The sequence below is a fragment of the Nocardia sichangensis genome (genome assembly GCF_047200615.1).
Lineage (GTDB): Bacteria > Actinomycetota > Actinomycetes > Mycobacteriales > Mycobacteriaceae > Nocardia > Nocardia sichangensis.
Map to the genome: position 1 here is coordinate 308358 of NZ_JBJZOK010000005.1, position 16493 is coordinate 324850.

The 16493-nt window shown below is 67.7% G+C and carries 16 protein-coding genes; 5 read left to right on the forward strand and 11 right to left on the reverse strand.

Annotated elements, in window-relative coordinates; all coding sequences use genetic code 11:
- Positions 1-202 precede the first annotated feature (202 nt).
- The 6 genes from ACL03I_RS09915 to ACL03I_RS09940 all read right to left on the reverse strand — a co-directional run bounded on the left by ACL03I_RS09915 (position 203) and on the right by ACL03I_RS09940 (position 6446).
- On the reverse strand, positions 203-562 hold the full coding sequence (locus ACL03I_RS09915) for a peptidase inhibitor family I36 protein (RefSeq protein WP_355070883.1): 360 nt from the start codon (positions 560-562) through the stop codon (positions 203-205).
- A 112-nt stretch (positions 563-674) separates the two neighbouring features.
- Positions 675-1676, reverse strand: coding sequence for a VWA domain-containing protein (locus ACL03I_RS09920; RefSeq protein WP_355070881.1), 1002 nt, complete (start codon positions 1674-1676; stop codon positions 675-677).
- Positions 1673-2632: a DUF58 domain-containing protein gene (locus tag ACL03I_RS09925; protein ID WP_355070879.1), complete on the reverse strand. Its 960-nt coding sequence runs from the start codon at positions 2630-2632 to the stop codon at positions 1673-1675. Before ACL03I_RS09925 ends, ACL03I_RS09920 begins: the two co-directional genes overlap by 4 nt.
- Positions 2633-2658: 26 nt before the next feature.
- Entirely contained in the window at positions 2659-3840 is a 1182-nt protein-coding gene (locus tag ACL03I_RS09930) for an AAA family ATPase (protein ID WP_355070877.1), read from the reverse strand.
- Positions 3841-3974: 134 nt separating this feature from the next.
- A complete protein-coding gene (locus ACL03I_RS09935) occupies positions 3975-5393 on the reverse strand; it encodes an NlpC/P60 family protein (protein WP_356961863.1) in 1419 nt (472 codons plus the stop codon).
- A 462-nt stretch (positions 5394-5855) separates the two neighbouring features.
- The gene (locus ACL03I_RS09940; RefSeq protein ID WP_356961861.1) at positions 5856-6446 is read right to left on the reverse strand and encodes an Rv1476 family membrane protein; all 591 of its coding nucleotides are present in this window, start codon (positions 6444-6446) and stop codon (positions 5856-5858) included.
- Positions 6447-6732: 286 nt separating this feature from the next.
- Here ACL03I_RS09940 and ACL03I_RS09945 point away from each other — a divergent pair, with 286 nt between their 5' ends.
- Both ACL03I_RS09945 and ACL03I_RS09950 read left to right on the forward strand, forming a co-directional pair.
- Positions 6733-9552, forward strand: coding sequence for an aconitate hydratase (locus ACL03I_RS09945; RefSeq protein WP_355070871.1), 2820 nt, complete (start codon positions 6733-6735; stop codon positions 9550-9552).
- Positions 9553-9663: 111 nt separating this feature from the next.
- Positions 9664-10230 (forward strand): TetR/AcrR family transcriptional regulator, encoded by a 567-nt coding sequence (locus tag ACL03I_RS09950; protein WP_039798681.1) that lies wholly within the window; start codon positions 9664-9666, stop codon positions 10228-10230.
- Between the two features lie 6 nt (positions 10231-10236).
- On the opposite strand, the gene ACL03I_RS09955 is transcribed toward ACL03I_RS09950, so the two are convergent.
- Complete coding sequence (locus ACL03I_RS09955) at positions 10237-11031, reverse strand: hypothetical protein (RefSeq protein ID WP_355070869.1); 795 nt, start codon at positions 11029-11031, stop codon at positions 10237-10239.
- 160 nt (positions 11032-11191) lie between these two features.
- The gene (locus ACL03I_RS09960; RefSeq protein WP_356961859.1) at positions 11192-11698 is read right to left on the reverse strand and encodes a MarR family winged helix-turn-helix transcriptional regulator; all 507 of its coding nucleotides are present in this window, start codon (positions 11696-11698) and stop codon (positions 11192-11194) included.
- 72 nt (positions 11699-11770) lie between these two features.
- On the opposite strand from ACL03I_RS09960, the gene ACL03I_RS09965 reads away from it, so the two are divergent.
- From ACL03I_RS09965 to ACL03I_RS09975, 3 genes are all read left to right on the forward strand, one after another.
- Positions 11771-12274, forward strand: coding sequence for a cupin domain-containing protein (locus ACL03I_RS09965; RefSeq protein WP_412805714.1), 504 nt, complete (start codon positions 11771-11773; stop codon positions 12272-12274).
- A gap of 382 nt (positions 12275-12656) precedes the next feature.
- On the forward strand, positions 12657-13112 hold the full coding sequence (locus ACL03I_RS09970) for a hypothetical protein (protein WP_355070863.1): 456 nt from the start codon (positions 12657-12659) through the stop codon (positions 13110-13112).
- Between the two features lie 44 nt (positions 13113-13156).
- Positions 13157-14086 (forward strand): hypothetical protein, encoded by a 930-nt coding sequence (locus ACL03I_RS09975; RefSeq protein WP_355070861.1) that lies wholly within the window; start codon positions 13157-13159, stop codon positions 14084-14086.
- Between the two features lie 6 nt (positions 14087-14092).
- Here ACL03I_RS09975 and ACL03I_RS09980 read toward each other — a convergent pair whose 3' ends face one another.
- From ACL03I_RS09980 to ACL03I_RS09990, 3 genes are all read right to left on the reverse strand, one after another.
- Complete coding sequence (locus ACL03I_RS09980; protein WP_412805715.1) at positions 14093-14305, reverse strand: hypothetical protein; 213 nt, start codon at positions 14303-14305, stop codon at positions 14093-14095.
- A 123-nt stretch (positions 14306-14428) separates the two neighbouring features.
- Complete coding sequence (locus tag ACL03I_RS09985; protein WP_355070859.1) at positions 14429-14659, reverse strand: helix-turn-helix domain-containing protein; 231 nt, start codon at positions 14657-14659, stop codon at positions 14429-14431.
- Positions 14660-14740: 81 nt separating this feature from the next.
- Complete coding sequence (locus tag ACL03I_RS09990; RefSeq protein ID WP_355070857.1) at positions 14741-16372, reverse strand: ABC-F family ATP-binding cassette domain-containing protein; 1632 nt, start codon at positions 16370-16372, stop codon at positions 14741-14743.
- Between the last annotated feature and the right edge of the window lie 121 nt (positions 16373-16493).

The following is a 16493-nucleotide window of genomic DNA, read 5'->3' on the forward strand; positions in this document are numbered from 1 at the left end:
TCGGCAGGCAACGACCGGGCCGCCACGTTCGTCCGACCGCCATCCGAGCCCGGCCGCGTTCGTGAAACGCCACAATGACAGCGCGAAACGAAGCCCGATCACGCGGACCGGCCGGTGGTGTGCAGGACACCACCGGCCGGTCGGCATTCGATCGATGCGCCGCCTTTCACTCACCTTCGGCGAGCGACGCGAGAGGCGCTGCTCAGCAGCTGGGGCACCAAGTCACAGACAGCGCGTCGAACCCCAGATCCTCCACCTGCTTACCCGGCCCCACGTAACGGTACGGTTGTCCGCCGCCACAGTTGGAACCGGAGCTGAACAGCAACTCGACGTTCGTGTTGTTGATCACCGATCTGGTGCTCGGATCTCCCGCGGGTCCGCAGTAGTTCCGGAAGTTCTTGGTGTTGAGCGTGACCACCTTCGCCGTACCGGAAAAGCCGACACCGGAGTACTGACACAGACTGCCGGTTGGACAGCCTGCCGCTGAAGCTTCCGGAAGCGGAGCCACGACAAAGGCCAGCGCGGCGAACGCGATTGCGGTGACGATTGCAGAAATTCGCATGATTCCTCCCCAAATGGAGGGCGGCACTCCCTTACCGCCCGTCCTGGGCACGGTAACACACTTTCCCGGCTATGGCCCGTGTAATCGCCTGCGCGCCTTGCTGTTCGCAGCGCTAAGGCAAACGCTGGCGATACACCAGACCGATGACCACTCCCGCCGCGACGACCACCAGTCCGAGCAGCAGCCACGGACGACTGGCGTCGCCTCTGGTCAGCTCGTACCCGATCTGTTGCTCCAAGGTGTCGTATACCTTGGTCAACTCCTGCAAGGACGACGCGGTGTAGAACTCGCCGCTGGACAGTCGCGCTATCTCGCGCATGGCGTCGTCGTCCACCTCGACGCGTACCTGGTCTTTGCTGCCGTCCTCCCGGGGGATCTCGACGACGCCCCAGCGAGTGCCGAAGGAAATGGTCGAGATGGGGACGTTCTTGCTCTTGGCGAGCCGGGCGGCGACGTACTCGTGCCGGGGGTTGTCGACGTCCTTGAAATCCGGAACGGTCTGCTTACCGTCCGACATCAGCACGATCCTGGCAGGCGGTGGCTCCTGGGCGCCACCGAGCACCGTGGCGAGCGTCTCGATCGCCTGCAGCGCGGTGAGAATGCCTTCACCGGTAGCGGTGCGCTCGGCCAGCCGCACATTGTCGATCGCGGCTTTGACCGATTCGTGGTTCGTCGTGGGCGAGACCATCACCGAAGCGGTGCCCGCGAAGGTGACGAAGCCGATGTTCACGCCCTCGGGCAGTCCGTCGACGAACTCCTTGCCCGCCTTCTTGGCGACCTGGATGCGGCTCGGGGCGACGTCGGTCGCCTCCATCGACAGCGACACGTCCATCACCAGCATGACGGTCGCGCGGTTGCGCGGCACCTTCTTGACCGCGGTCGGTCCGGCCGCGGCGACGGTGAGGAACACCAGGCCGACCAGCAGCAGCGCGACGGCCACATGCCGGAACGCGCTCGGCCGCGACGGAGCGACCTTCTCCAGCAGCGCCATGTTGGTGAACTTCAACATGTGCTTGCGCCGGTTGCGCTGCACCAGGACGTAGCCGAGCGCGATCAGCGCGATGACGACGAGGAATCCCAGCCAGATCTGTGCGGTGAAATGCGAAATACTCACTGGCGTGGCACCCGCCCGGTCGGGGCGCCGAAGCTGTGGCGCCGGGTGGACACGAACCGGACCACGTCGGCGATCCAGTCCCGATCGGTTCGCAAGGTGAGCACCGGAGCGCCACAGCTGCGCAGGGCCTGTTCGACCTGCTGCCGGTGGCGCTGCGCGGCAGCCGCGAAATCGGCGCGCAGCGTGGAAGTCACGCTGAACTCGCGGGTGCGTCCGGTCTCCGGGTCGTGCAGTACGACGTCGCCCATGTCGGGCAGGGAGAGGTCGCGCGGGTCGAGCACCTCGACCGCGAGCAGATCGTGCCTGGCCGAGATCGCGCGCAGCGAGCGCTGCCAATCGATGTCACCCAGGAAATCGCTGATGATCACCGCGAGTCCACGTTTGCGCTGCGGACGGCGCAGCGATTCGATGCCGCCGCGCAGGTCGCCGCGCACGCCGTCGCGCGCGTGCGGTGTGGTCGCGATGCCGCGCAACAGCGACTGGGCGTGGACGCGCCCGCCGCGCGCCGGGATGCGGGTCAACCGTTCGCCGGTGGCGACGACCGCACCGATCCGGTTGCCGCCGCCACTGGTCAGATGGGTGATGGCGGCCGCGGCGGCGATGGCGAGATCACGCTTCTGGCAGGCGGCGGTGCCGAAGTCGAGGCTGGCCGACAGATCGACCACCATCCAGGTCTCCAGCTCCCGGTCGGCGATCATCTGCCGCACGTGCGGATGAGTGGTGCGGGCGGTGACCGACCAATCCATCTGGCGCACGTCGTCGCCCGGTTGGTAGGCGCGCGCCTCACCCGGCTCGGAGCCGGGACCGGGGATGAGACCGAGGTGATCGCCGTGCAGCACGCCGTCGAGCCTGCGGCGCACGGTGAGTTCGAGGGTCTTGAGCGCGACCGTGAGCCTGGGGTCGGTCAACTCCCCCGCGTGGAAGGACGGCGGTGCGTGGGACGGCGACGTCGGCACTGGCGCGACCCGATCCGATGCCGAGGTCACTTCGGCGGAACGGTGCCCGCGGGCTGCGACTGCTGCCCGTTGGGCGGCTGGGGCACGGCCTGCTGCGGCGACGGCGGCTGGGGAACCTGCTGCGGGGCGCCCTGCGGCGGCGCGGCGGGCACGCCGGGCGCGACGGCCTGCGGGGCGACCTGTGGCAGGCCGACGGTCTGCAGAACGCGCTTGATGACGTCCTCCGGGCTGATCTCGTCGGCGAGCGCGTCGTAGGACAGCACCAGGCGATGGCGCAACACGTCCGGGATCACCTCGACGACGTCCTGCGGCACCACGTAATCGCGGCCCCGGATGAGCGCGACGGCGCGGGCCGCGGCGATGATGCCGAGGCTGGCGCGCGGCGACGCGCCGTAGGAGATCCAGCTGGCCACGTCCTGCATGCCGAAATCGGCCGGTTTGCGGGTCGCCGCGATCACCCGGACCACGTAGTCGACCAGGGCGTGGTGCACGAAGGTGTTGGCCGCGACCTTCTGCAGACGGATCAAGTCCTCCGGCTCCAGGATCCGGCTCGCCTCCGGCGGGGTGACGCCCATCCGATAGATGATCTCGCGCTCCTCCTCCACGGAGGGGTAGTCGACGACGACCTTGAACAAGAAGCGGTCGCGCTGCGCTTCGGGCAGCGGGTACACGCCCTCGCTCTCGATCGGGTTCTGCGTCGCCATGACCAGGAACGGGTCGGGCATCGGGTAGGTCTTGCCGCCGATCGACACGTGCCGCTCGGCCATCACCTCGAGCAGCGCCGACTGCACCTTGGCGGGCGCGCGGTTGATCTCGTCGGCGAGCACGAAGTTGGCGACGACCGGGCCGAGTTCGGTGTCGAACTCTTCGCGGCCCTGCCGGTAGATGCGAGTACCGATGAGGTCGGTGGGCACCAGGTCGGGCGTGAACTGCACGCGGGCGAACGAGCCGCCGACCACCCTGGCGAAGGTCTCCACGGCGAGGGTCTTCGCGATGCCGGGAACACCTTCGAGCAGAACGTGACCACGTGCGAGCACGCCCACGAGCAGTCGTTCGACCAGGCGATCCTGGCCCACGATCACCCGCTTGACCTCGTAGATCGCCTTCTCCAGGGTCTGGACGTCACGCTCGAGGGTGCTGGGCGTCGAGACCGGCGCATCCTTCGCCGAGTTCGCTCCGCTCACACCGTCCGTCGAAGTCACCAACATCCCCGCTTTCGCCTTGGTCCTGTGCGTGCTGCCACAACTATTCCAGGTAATCACCGCCTGTGCCGCAACCGGACCCGACAGAATGGGAATTTCCGCGGTCCTCCGGCCGGGCGGGGCACCCGGAATGTCCGATATCAGGAGACGACGCGCACCGCGAACGGCATGATGCCGCCCTCGCGGACCGGGGACACCTTCACCACGTCGCCGGATTCCGGCGCCTCCACCATCTTCCCGTCGCCGAGATACAGCGCCACGTGCTGGCTGCCGTTCGGCCCCCAGAACAGCATGTCGCCGCGCTCGCGATCGCCGACCGGCACTCGGGTGCCCGCGTTGTATTGGTAGCCGCTGTAGTGCGGCAGTGAGACCCCCACGCCCGCGAACGCGTAGACCATCAACCCCGAGCAATCGAAGCCGACCTTCTCGAAGTCCCCGTAACTGTCGGCGACGCCGCCGTCCCGGATGCCGCGGGTCGGCCCGTCCTCGTCGCCGCCTCCCCAGGCGTAGGTGACGCCGAGTTGTGACATGGCGCGATCGACCACGATCTCGATCGCCGCGGAGCCTTCGACCGGTGGCGACTTCGGTCGTGGCGCGCTCCGCCGCGGTGGCGGCGCGTCCTCCAGCTGAGTGTGCGGGCGTTTTCCGGTGCCGAGTTCGGCGGCGCGATCGCGAGCGGCCTGGTCGGCGGCCGCGCGCGCGGCGGCCGCCGCCGCGGCGGCACGCACCGCCGCTTCCTCCACCTTGCGCATGGCGTCCCAGGCCAGGTACGCGTCACGCTGGTCCTGCAGGCCGGCCACGTTCTGCCGCGCTTGATCCAGCCTGCCCTGCGCGTCCTGGCGCCGCCGCAGCAGGTCGTCGCGCTGGGCGGTCTGCCGGTCGAGTTCGGCCTTCGCCGCGGCGACCGCGTTCTCGGCGTCGGCCCTGCGCGCGGCGGCGACGGCGGCGGCCGTGTCGGCGTCCGATTTCGCCCGCCGCGCGGTGGAGTTCTTGTTGCCTTGATCGATCTGCGCGCGCCGCAGGCCGTCCAGCACCTGCTGACGATTCTTGGAGACCAGCTCGAGGAGCTGGGCCCGGTCCAGTGCGACCGCGGGGGTGGCCGCGGCGAGGTAGGTGACCATCGAGCCGGAGCCCGGATTGGTATAGGCCTGGGTGGCGAACTGATCGAAGTTGCGTCGCGCCTGGCCCACCTTGGCCGCGGCATCGGCGAGGTCGAGCTGGGTGTCCACCACCACGACGGCGGCCGCGTCGGCGGCGTCGCGCGCGGTCTGCAGGTCCACCAGCGCTCGGTTGACGTCCTCCCGGCGCTGCGCGACGGCGTCGTCGAGTTGCCCCAGTTGCTGATCGACCACGGCGACCTGGTTGATCAGGGTGCCGACCTCGGCGACACCGGCATCCACCTGCGCGCCCGCCTGGGCGATTTCGCCGTCGCTGGGATTTGGCGGAGGAGGTGGCACAGCAGCGACAGGTCCAGTCGTGACCACTACAACGACCGCAATCAGCAACCCCACAGCGACCGATAGTCGGCGCCGGTTGGTGAGCCCGCCGTTGTTGCGCATCACACCTCCAAGGACCGGATTCCGGCAATCCTCGAGGGCATCAGGCGAACCAGGATGCACTGTGGTCGACAGATGGCCTCTGGGAACACTTATTCCCCATCAGGGACCATTCGAACCGTACGACACTTACGTCACCGACAAAACGGCATCGACCTTGTTGCCGCCCACATCTTCTTCATTGCTAGAAATTTGCTGTACTGCGAGCCACGCTTTTTCCGAACACAACAGACCAACCGTTCGGAAAATTAGCTACAGGGATGCTGACGGCCCGATTTCGCCCCATATCGGACACAGCTCGGCTTCGCATCGAGCGAAGGCGGTGTCAGCGACGCACGCCTGCGACGCGCAGAGGTACCGCGCCTGCGGCCGAGTGGCGATGGACAACCGCGCCGTTACCAGGCGCGGGTCACCACCAGAATGTCGAATCGGCCGCAGCCGGCTTCGCAGAAAAGCGCCGCGACCTCAGATGGCGCGCGCGTCGGACGACTCGCCGTCCGGTGTCCGCCGGGCGCTCGCCACACGCTCCGGACCGTCGGCCGCCGCCCGCCGGACCTTGACCCAGTACAGTCCGGCGATGACCGCCACCGTTCCACCCAGCAGTGCGCAGGTGATGGCGGTCCAGGACATCGACTCCGGCGTCTCCAAGCGGGCGGTGAAGATGCTCGCGGCTTCTCCGCTCTTACCCTGCGTGCCCTTGGCGGCGTCCTCGGCCCACTCCAGCCGCACACGGCTGATCGTGTCGCTGTAGGTGCCCACCCAGTCGTCGCTGAGAACGACCACGGTGCCGTGCTGCGTCTTACCCACCTCGGTGGCCAAGTCCCGTAGGCTCGAGTCGTGTCCTGGATTGCCGGGTACGACCACGATGCTCAGCGGGATTCCTTGCGATCGCGCCTCCGCGGCGATGGCGGCCAGTTCCTTCTTGTCCTTACCGGTCAGTGTCGCGACGTGATCGTCGGCCAGATCGGCGTTGAGCGAGCGCACGGTGTCGGCGGTGACATTCGGCGGCAATTCGGCGGCCATAGGGGTGAAAACCGAGTTGTGCGGGGCGGTCATCTTCCATCCGGTCTGTCGAGCCGCATCGGCAACCGAAGCGACGGGCATCCAACACTGCAGGGCGAGCAAGATCCCCCTTGCTGGCTCGAAAGCACAGTACGCGACGGAGTGTCGCATCTCGCGCGCGCGGCACGCCGAACCGCCCCCTGGTGTTTCACAGGACAAGCGTACTGTTAAGGTCGTAGGCGCGAGGAACCAGCGCCGGAGCGGCGCCGGAGCACCTCCGAAGACTCGGCCGCCGGCACAGCCCCGCCGGTGGCCACCCGCACAGACGAGTGGAGCTGACGTGACGACAAGTATCGATACTTTCGGCGCCAAGGGCACCCTCGAGGTGGGAAGCAACTCCTACGAGATCTTCCGCCTCTCCGCCGTGCCCGGCACCGAGAAACTCCCGTACGCACTGAAGGTCCTCGCGGAGAATCTCCTCCGCACCGAGGACGGCGCCAACATCACCGCCGATCACATCCGCGCCATCGCGAGCTGGGATCCCACGGCGCAGCCGAACACCGAGATCCAGTTCACGCCCGCCCGCGTCATCATGCAGGACTTCACCGGCGTGCCGTGCATCGTGGACCTGGCCACCATGCGCGAGGCCGTGGCCACCCTGGGCGGCGACCCGGACAAGGTGAACCCCCTCGCCCCCGCCGAGATGGTCATCGACCACTCCGTCATCATCGACGTCTTCGGCCGCGCCGACGCCTTCGAGCGCAACGTCGACATCGAATACCAGCGCAACGGCGAGCGCTACCAGTTCCTGCGCTGGGGCCAGACCGCGTTCGACGACTTCAAGGTCGTCCCGCCGAGCACCGGCATCGTGCACCAGGTCAACATCGAGCACCTGGCCCGCGTCGTCATGGTCCGCAACGGCCAGGCCTACCCCGACACCTGTGTCGGCACCGACTCGCACACCACCATGGTCAACGGCCTCGGCGTCCTCGGTTGGGGCGTCGGCGGCATCGAGGCCGAGGCGGCCATGCTCGGCCAGCCCGTCTCGATGCTGATCCCGCGCGTCGTCGGCTTCAAGCTGACCGGTGAGATCCAGCCGGGCGTGACCGCCACCGACGTCGTGCTCACCGTCACCGACATGCTGCGCAAGCACGGCGTGGTCGGCAAGTTCGTCGAGTTCTACGGCAAGGGCGTGGCCGAGGTGCCGCTGGCCAACCGCGCCACCCTGGGCAACATGAGCCCCGAATTCGGTTCCACCGCCGCGATTTTCCCGATCGACGACGTGACCGTCGACTACCTGCGCCTGACCGGCCGCTCCGACGAGCAGGTCGCGCTGGTCGAGGCGTACGCCAAGGAGCAGGGCCTCTGGCACGATGCCGACTCCGAGCCCGCCTACTCCGAATACCTCGAACTGGATCTGAGCACCGTGGTGCCGTCCATCGCGGGCCCGAAGCGCCCGCAGGACCGGATCCTGCTGTCGGAGTCCAAGATCGCGTTCCGCAAGGACATCCACAACTACACCAACGACGCGGAGAGCGGCCCCGCCGCCGACACCCCGCACAGCAAGCTGGACGAGGCCGTCGAGGAGTCCTTCCCCGCGAGCGACCCGGCCGTGCTGTCCTTCGCCGACGACGGCGCCGAGTCGCTGGTGTCGGCCGCCAACGGCGCCGAGGGCCGTCCGTCCAAGCCGGTGACGGTGCGCAGCGAGGAGTACGGCGACTTCGTGCTCGACCACGGCGCCGTCGTGGTCGCCTCGATCACCTCCTGCACCAACACCTCCAACCCGTCGGTCATGCTCGGCGCGGCCCTGCTGGCCCGCAACGCGGTGGAGAAGGGCTTGGCCCGCAAGCCGTGGGTGAAGACGTCCATGGCTCCGGGTTCGCAGGTGGTCAACGGCTACTACGAGAAGGCGGGCCTGTGGCCGTACCTGGACAAGCTGGGCTTCAACCTGGTCGCGTTCGGTTGCGCCACCTGCATCGGCAACACCGGCCCGCTGCCGGAGGAGATCTCCAAGGCGGTCAACGACAACGACCTCACCGTCACCGCGGTGCTGTCGGGCAACCGTAACTTCGAAGGCCGCATCTCCCCCGACGTGAAGATGAACTACCTGGCCTCCCCGCCGCTGGTCATCGCCTACGCGCTCGCGGGAACCATGGACTTCGACTTCGAGAACGACCCGCTGGGCAAGGACACCGAGGGCAACGACGTCTTCCTGAAGGACATCTGGCCTTCGCCGCAGGAGATCCAGGACACCATCGACCGGGTCATCAGCCGCGACATGTTCCTCGAGGACTACAAGGACGTGTTCCGGGGTGACGAGCGCTGGCGCAGCCTGCCCACCCCGGAGGGCAAGACCTTCGAGTGGGACGCCGAGTCGACCTACGTGCGCAAGCCCCCGTACTTCGAAGGCATGCCGCAGACCCCGGAGCCGGTCACCGACATCAAGGGCGCCCGGGTGCTCGCGCTGCTCGGCGACTCGGTCACCACCGACCACATCTCCCCGGCGGGCAACATCAAGCCCGGCACCCCGGCCGCGCAGTACCTGGAGGCCAACGGCGTCGAGCGCAAGGACTACAACTCCTACGGCTCGCGGCGCGGCAACCACGAGGTGATGATCCGCGGCACCTTCGCCAACATCCGGCTGCGCAACCAGCTCCTCGACGACGTCTCGGGTGGCTACACCCGCGACTTCACCCAGGAGGGTGGCCCGCAGGCGTTCATCTACGACGCCTCGCAGAACTACCAGGCCGCGGGCGTCCCGCTGGTCGTGCTCGGCGGCAAGGAATACGGTTCGGGCTCCTCCCGCGACTGGGCCGCCAAGGGCACCAGCCTGCTGGGTGTGAAGGCCGTCATCACCGAGTCGTTCGAGCGCATCCACCGCTCCAACCTCATCGGCATGGGTGTCATCCCGCTGCAGTTCCCGGCGGGCGAGTCGGCCGCGTCGCTGAAGCTGGACGGCACCGAGACCTTCGACATCGAGGGCATCACCCAGCTCAACGAGGGTGCCACCCCGAAGACCCTGAAGGTCACGGCCACCAAGGAGAACGGTGACAAGATCACCTTCGACGCGGTGGTCCGCATCGACACCCCCGGCGAGGCCGACTACTACCGCAACGGCGGGATCCTGCAGTACGTGCTGCGCAACATGATCCGTGCCTGATCGCGCCACCTTCGCTGGCGCGTGTTCGCGCCACTGAAGTCTCGTGTCGGACAACCCCCGCGTCGGTCTACCGCCGACGCGGGGGTCCGTGTTTCCCCGCTGGAGGATTCCGTGCCCAAGGTCAGTGACGATCACCTCGCCGCCCGGCGCAGCCAGATCCTCGACGGAGCACGCCGCTGCTTCGCCGAGTACGGCTACGACGGCGCCACCGTGCGCCGCCTCGAGGAAGAGATCGGGCTGTCCAGGGGAGCCATTTTCCACCACTTCCGGGACAAGGACGCGCTGTTCCTCGCCCTCGCCCAGGAAGACGCCGAACGCATGGCCGATGTCGCGGCCAATCAGGGCATCGTGCAGGTGATGCGCGACATGCTCGCCCACCCCGAGCAGTTCAACTGGCTCGGAACGCGTTTGGAGATCGCCCGCAGGCTGCGCACCGATCCCGAATTCCGGGCGGGCTGGACCCAGCGTTCGGCCGAACTCACCGCCGCCACCTTGGCCCGCCTGGAACGTCGTAAGGCCGCGGGCGCGCTGCGCGACGACGTGCCCACCGACGTGCTGCTCGGCTACCTCGACCTCGTCCTCGACGGTTTGATCGCCCGGATCGCCTCCGGCCACACCAACGAGAACCTTTCCGCCGTATTGGATCTGGTCGAGGCGTCGGTCCGACGCAAGCAGTGAGAGCGGCTAGTACGCCGCGTTGAGGTACTCCGCGGCGTGCGTGGTCCACAGCACGTTCGTCCCCGGCATGTTCCGTCCGGAATAGAGCACGTGCTGACCGTCGGGCCACGGGGTCAGATAGCCGATGACGCCGCGTACGGCCGTCGTGTAGCGCTCGAGGTTCGCGATCGGGTCGCGCAGCAGGACTTCGAGCAGTTCGGCGAAGATCAGCGGCGCGACGTTGCCGATCCGAGCGCCCTCCACGAACGAGAACGGCGAGATACCCACGTCGATGACGCGCAACGGCGAATCCGCTGGCGACGCGGTGATGATGTCGCCGGGATTCGCGTACTCGCGGATGTCGATCGACGCGGGCCACGCGCCGCGCTGCCCATGCAGGCCGAACGTATTCGCCGGGCAGAGGTTTCCGACCGACTGCCCGGCTCGGCGCAGCGGGTTGGCGATGTTCACCACGAAGGCGATCTCCAGCGGCGTTCCGTCGGTGTTCTTGTACTTCCCGGACCGCACGCCCTCCAGGATCCGGCTGGCGCAGATGCCGCCGAGCGAATAACTCAGCAGGCCGCAGACGTTCGGCGAGTCCTGGATCGCCCGCACGCCGGCGGCGATGCCGAGCCGTACCGACGTCTCCAGCGAAGGACCCCAGACCTCCGGCACGGGGCCGACGGAAGCGGGCCAATCCGGTTCGAAGCAGCTGAACTTCCCGGTGTCGAGTAGTTTCACGACGTCGTGCAGCATGCCCGCGGGCGTTCCGTCGGAGTTGCGCGGCTCCCCGGTGCCGCGGAGAGTGATGATGTCGATCATCGTGGCCTCCTTGCCCCACCGCACCGACCCCTTCGGTACGGAATCTCAAGGTAGAGCAGGGACGCCCACTCGGCACGAGTATCGGGCTACCTCATCGCGGCACGAGTTCGCCCAAGTAGAGCGCGATTCGGCGGATCGAAGGGTGCGTGAGCTACCGCGGCTACGCGTCCGGTTCCATGCTGCTGAGCAGGATTCGCGCGAGCCGGTCCAGTTCCCGTCGTTCCCCCGCGGTGAGCACGGACAGCATCCGCGTCTCGTTCGCGGTGTGCTCGGTGACCACGGTGTCGACCAATTCCCGTCCTGCCTCGGTGAGGCCGACGCGCACCGCCCTGCGGTCCCGCACGTCCGCGACGCGCCGCACCAGTCCCGCCGACTCCAGCCGGTCCAGCCGTCCGGTCATGCCCGCCCTGGACAACATCAGCGTGTCGGCGAGCACCGACGGGCTGAGTTCGAACGGCGCGCCCGAACGACGGAGCGCGGCGAGTACGTCGAATTCGCCGCGTTGCAGGCCGTGCTTGCCGAATACCGCCTCGATCTCACGCTGCGCCACCACCAACAGCCTGCCCAGACGTCCGGCCACGGCCATCGCCTCGAGATCCAGGTCGGGTCGTTCCCGCTGCCACTGCGCCACGATCGCGTCCACGGCGTCCGTTTTCCGCTCGGTCATGGACAGGATCTTATTCGGCACGATATAGTTCGGTAGCGAATTATCAATCACCGAACTAATCTGGAGGCTCCGATGGCCATTCCCGCGCCACGCAAGGACGTCGCGATCCGTCAGCCGCAGGATGCGGAGACTCTGCGTACCACGTCTGTCACCATGCGCCTGCTGATCGACGCCGAGGAGGCGGGCGGCGGGCTGAGCACACTCGAGGTCGACATGGACCGTGGAGCGGACGGCGCGGCGCCGCACTATCACACGCTTTCCGACGAACTGTTCTATGTCGCGGACGGCGAACTGCAACTGCTCGCCGGTGACCGCATCGTCACCGTCGGCGCGGGTGGTTCGATCGTGGTCCCGGAATTCATGCCGCACGCCTTCGGCGCCGCACCGGACAGTACGGCACGGATCCTCATCGCGCTCACGCCCGGCGTGCAGCGCTTCGAGTACTTCCGGCTGCTGGAACGAATCGCCGCGGGCGAATCCCCGATGACCGATCTCGCCGCCGCTCAGGACGAGTTCGACAACCACTTCGTCGACGCCCCCGCTTGGTGGGCGGAGCGCAACGCGAACCGGAAGTGAAGTCGGCGCCCTTCCGGATCCGCCCGCGGACAATCAATTCGGAGCGAGTCGAGCACGGCGCGACGCGGGAGGAAATACGATGCCGCACAGCAACCGTCGTCGCGGGCCACCTGCGCCCAGCAGGACGAGAGTACAGATGCACAGCCGCCAATATCGGGCTATGAGCAGCATCCGCGCCTCACGGGAGATTAGCTTCTCGATTGCTATCTCAGCATTTCCAGGCTACCGGAAAACTTTCGGTACTCGGGCGTTATGAATCGGAATTCGGTTTGCCATAGGCCGGGAAATCTCGCGATCCGAGCCGATAACGCCGCTCATCGCGATATGATCGCTCACACGCTTGGGGGTCGTGGCAAATCGCGAGCAGATCGGAGAAACGGCTATGACCGACGCAATCCACCTTCCCGGGACGACGCCGAGGGGTGACCGCGTTCCTCCGCTCCAGGGTCTGCTGGTCGCGGAATCGGACCGGCAGATCAGCGTGCGCGTCGCCGAGGGAACGTGGACCTTCAGTCGGTCCGATGTCCTGCGCGTGGTCGATTCCGCGGCGCCCCACGCCGATCAGGACGGGCGCCCGGTGCTGGTGGACATTCGCGCTGGCGCCACCGCCGATTTCACCCGCAGGCTGCGGATCGACCTGGTCGATCGGCCGATGACCATCCCGGAGTCACCGTCGGAGGCGCTCGGCGACGAGCAGTTGCGCCGGCTCACCGAAACCTGGGCCGACCGGCTGCAACTCGTCGACTGCCCGGGTGCGAGCGGTGCGACGTTCACCTACTGCCAGACCAAGTCGATGAACGGCAGCGACGACGGCATCAACTGCGACAGCCTCGACTGAGCGGCAGGCGGATGGCCGCACGCCGGCGCGGTTCGGTCCTGATCGTGTCCGAATCCGATGATCTACACGCCACCGCGATGGCGGCGACGCTGCGAGAACACCACGGGCTCGGCCCGATCCACCTCGACCTGCGCGATTTCCCCCAGGAGTCCGGCAGCTTCCGGCTGGACCGACTCGGCACCACACGCTCGCTGTCGCACCTGATCGGCCTCGACGACGTGCGGTCGGTGTGGTGGCGGCGACCGCATCCCGCGCGGGTGCCCGCGGGTGTCCGCGCCTCGGACAACGAGTTTCGCCAGGCCGAGTGCGACGGATTCATTCAAGGGCTGCTCTGGTCCATCCCCGCTCACTGGGTCAACGACCCCGGCGCCGACCGCACCGCGGCACGCAAGATCGTCCAGCTGGAGACGGCGCTGCGGGCCGGGTTCGCGGTGCCGGAGACGTTGATCACCAACGATCCGGACGAGGCGCGCAGCTTCGTCGAATCCCGGCCCGGTCCGGTCGTTTACAAGCGCACCGGCACCAGCCGGGCGGAGTTCGCCGAGACCAGGATCATCTCCAGGGACGATTTCGGCAGGCTGGCCGCGATCCGTTCGGCGCCGACCACCTTCCAGGACTACGTCGACGCCAGCTGCGATCTGCGCGTGGTGTGGGTGGACGGGGTCGAATGGACCGTGCGCATCGACTCCCAAGCGGGCGTCGGCAAGGTCGACTCCCGCTTGGACACGTCGGTCGATTTCGCGCACGATCACCTGCCCGCCTCGGTGAGCAAGTCACTGGCCACGCTGATGGGCGCACTCGGATTGTCCTTCGGCGTGCTCGACATTCGGCTCGGCCGTGATGGCGAGTACTACTTCCTGGAGGTCAACCCGCAGGGCCAGTTCGCCTACCTGGAGATCAAGACCGGGCTGCCGATCTTTCGCAGCTTGGCCAACCTGCTGGTGGACGGTGACGGCATGGTGGAGGGCTACTGAACCCGGTCACAGGTCCGGCGGCACGATATCGAGACCGGAAACGCCACGGTATGCGGCAACGGCGGCCCCGCATTCGCCGCGCAGCGGCGCTCCACCGGACGACAACAGCAGCCGAAGCCCGTCGCTGGACGGGTCCCGCGCGACGACCAACGGCGCGAGCGCCGCTGAATTGCATTGCGGCTCCACTCGATCGCCGACATGCGCCCGAGGACCTGGCATCGACGCCGCCGTGCAGCTCGGCGAGGTAGACATCCAGTTCGGGGGCGTCGACGTCGATCCGGTTGGGGGCTCCGCTCGTGGCGGCCGCGTAGCCGTCCGGCGGCAAAGCACGCCGTTGCGGCGCTATGGGCTCTTGCGGCGATTGGCTCCACCCCGGCTGCGGAGCTGCACATGCGACTCCACGAGGACGTTGTGGATGAAACCGTAGGAGCGGCCGGTGGACCGCGCCAGTGACCGGATGCTCGCACCGGCCTCGTACTGTTTCTTCAACTGGGTTTGTAGGCGATCGCGTGACTTGCCGGTGACGCGTGTGCCCTTACCCAATGTGGCCTTGCTCTGTGGCCTGTCGCTCATGGCTTCCTCCGAGTCGCCGAGCAGCGTCTTTCCAGGCTAAGCACTCAGCAGGCCGTGATCAACGGGTACCTGTGATGAATCTCACGCGAGCTGAATAAGTTCCAGATATTCGGCCGACCAATGGTCTTCTGTCCCGTCCGGGAGCAGGATCACACGTTCCGGAGACAATGCCTCCGCTGCACCCGGGTCGTGGGTCACGAGCACCACCGCGCCCGCATAGGTGCGCAAGGCGTCGAGAACCTGTTCCCGCGACACCGGGTCGAGATTGTTCGTCGGCTCGTCCAGCAGCAACACGTTCGCCGCCGAGGAGACCAGTCCGGCCAGCGCGAGACGGGTCTTCTCACCGCCCGAGAGCGTGCCCGCGGGCTGGTCGAGCTGCGGGCCGGAGAACATGAACGCGCCGAGCAGGCCGCGCAGCTCCTGCTCACCGGCGTCCGGCGCGGCGTGGCGGATGTTCTCCCACACGGTGGCGTTGTCGTCCAGGGTGTCGTGCTCCTGGGCGAAGTAACCGACCTTCAGACCGTGCCCCGGCACCAGACCACCCGCCGTCGGCTGCTCGACTCCGGCGAGCAGGCGCAGCAGCGTCGTCTTTCCCGCGCCGTTGAGCCCCAGCACCACCACCCTGCTACCGCGGTCGATCGCGAGGTCGACGCCGGTGAAGATCTCCAGCGAGCCGTAGACCTTGGTCAGGTTCTCCGCCATCAGCGGCGTCTTGCCGCAGGCGGCGGGCTCGGGGAACTTGATCCTGGCGACCTTGTCGGCGACGCGCACGTCGTCGAGTTCGGCCAGCAGGCGATCGGCGCGCTTGGCCATGTTCTGTGCCGCAGTCGCTTTCGTGGCCTTGGCGCCGAGCTTGGCCGCCTGGGCGCGCAGCGCGCTCGCCTTCTTCTCGGCGTTCGCGCGTTCCCGCCGCCTGCGCTGCTCGTCGGTGGCGCGCGCGTCCAGGTACTTCTTCCAGCCCATGTTGTAGACGTCGGCCTCGCCGCGCACCGCGTCCAGGAACCACACCTTGTTCACCACGTCGGCGAGCAGGTCCACGTCGTGACTGATGACGATCAGGCCGCCGTCGTGGTTCTGCAGGAAACCACGCAGCCAGGTGATCGAGTCGGCGTCGAGATGGTTGGTCGGCTCGTCCAGCAGCAAGATGGTGTCCGACCGCCCGCCGCTGCCGTCGGAGGCGGCGAACAGGATGCGCGCCAATTCGATTCGGCGCCGCTGTCCGCCGGACAAGGTGCGCAGCGGCTGACCGAGCACGCGGTCGGGCAGACCCAGGCTGTTGCAGATGCGCGCCGCCTCGCTCTCGGCGACGTAACCGCCCAGCGCCGAGAAGCGTTCCTCGAGCCGGCCGTACTTGCGGACCGCCTTCTCCCGCTCTTTGTCGTCGGCGACCTCGGCCATCAGCGCCTGTTGCTTCTCCATCTCCCGGATCAGCGTGTCCAGGCCGCGCGCCGACAGCACCCGGTCGCGGGCCAGCACGTCGAGGTTGCCTTCGCGCGGATCCTGCGGCAGATAACCGATATCGCTGGAGCGCAGGATCTTGCCCGCGTACGGCTCCCCCTCGCCTGCCAGGATGCGCAGCGTGGTGGTCTTCCCCGCGCCGTTGCGCCCGACCAACCCGATCCGGTCGCCCGCCTGCACCCGAAGCGCCGGTCCGGGAGCGGACAGCAGGGTGCGGACTCCGGCCCGGACCTCCAGGTCGGTCGCGGTGATCACAAACTTCTCCTAGCGGATCGTGGTGCTGGACGCGTGCTCGATTGTGCGACCCGACGCGCACAAGAACCACCGATTTTACCCGGGGCGCAGGGTGCGCCCGCATACCAGCACCCCGCATGTG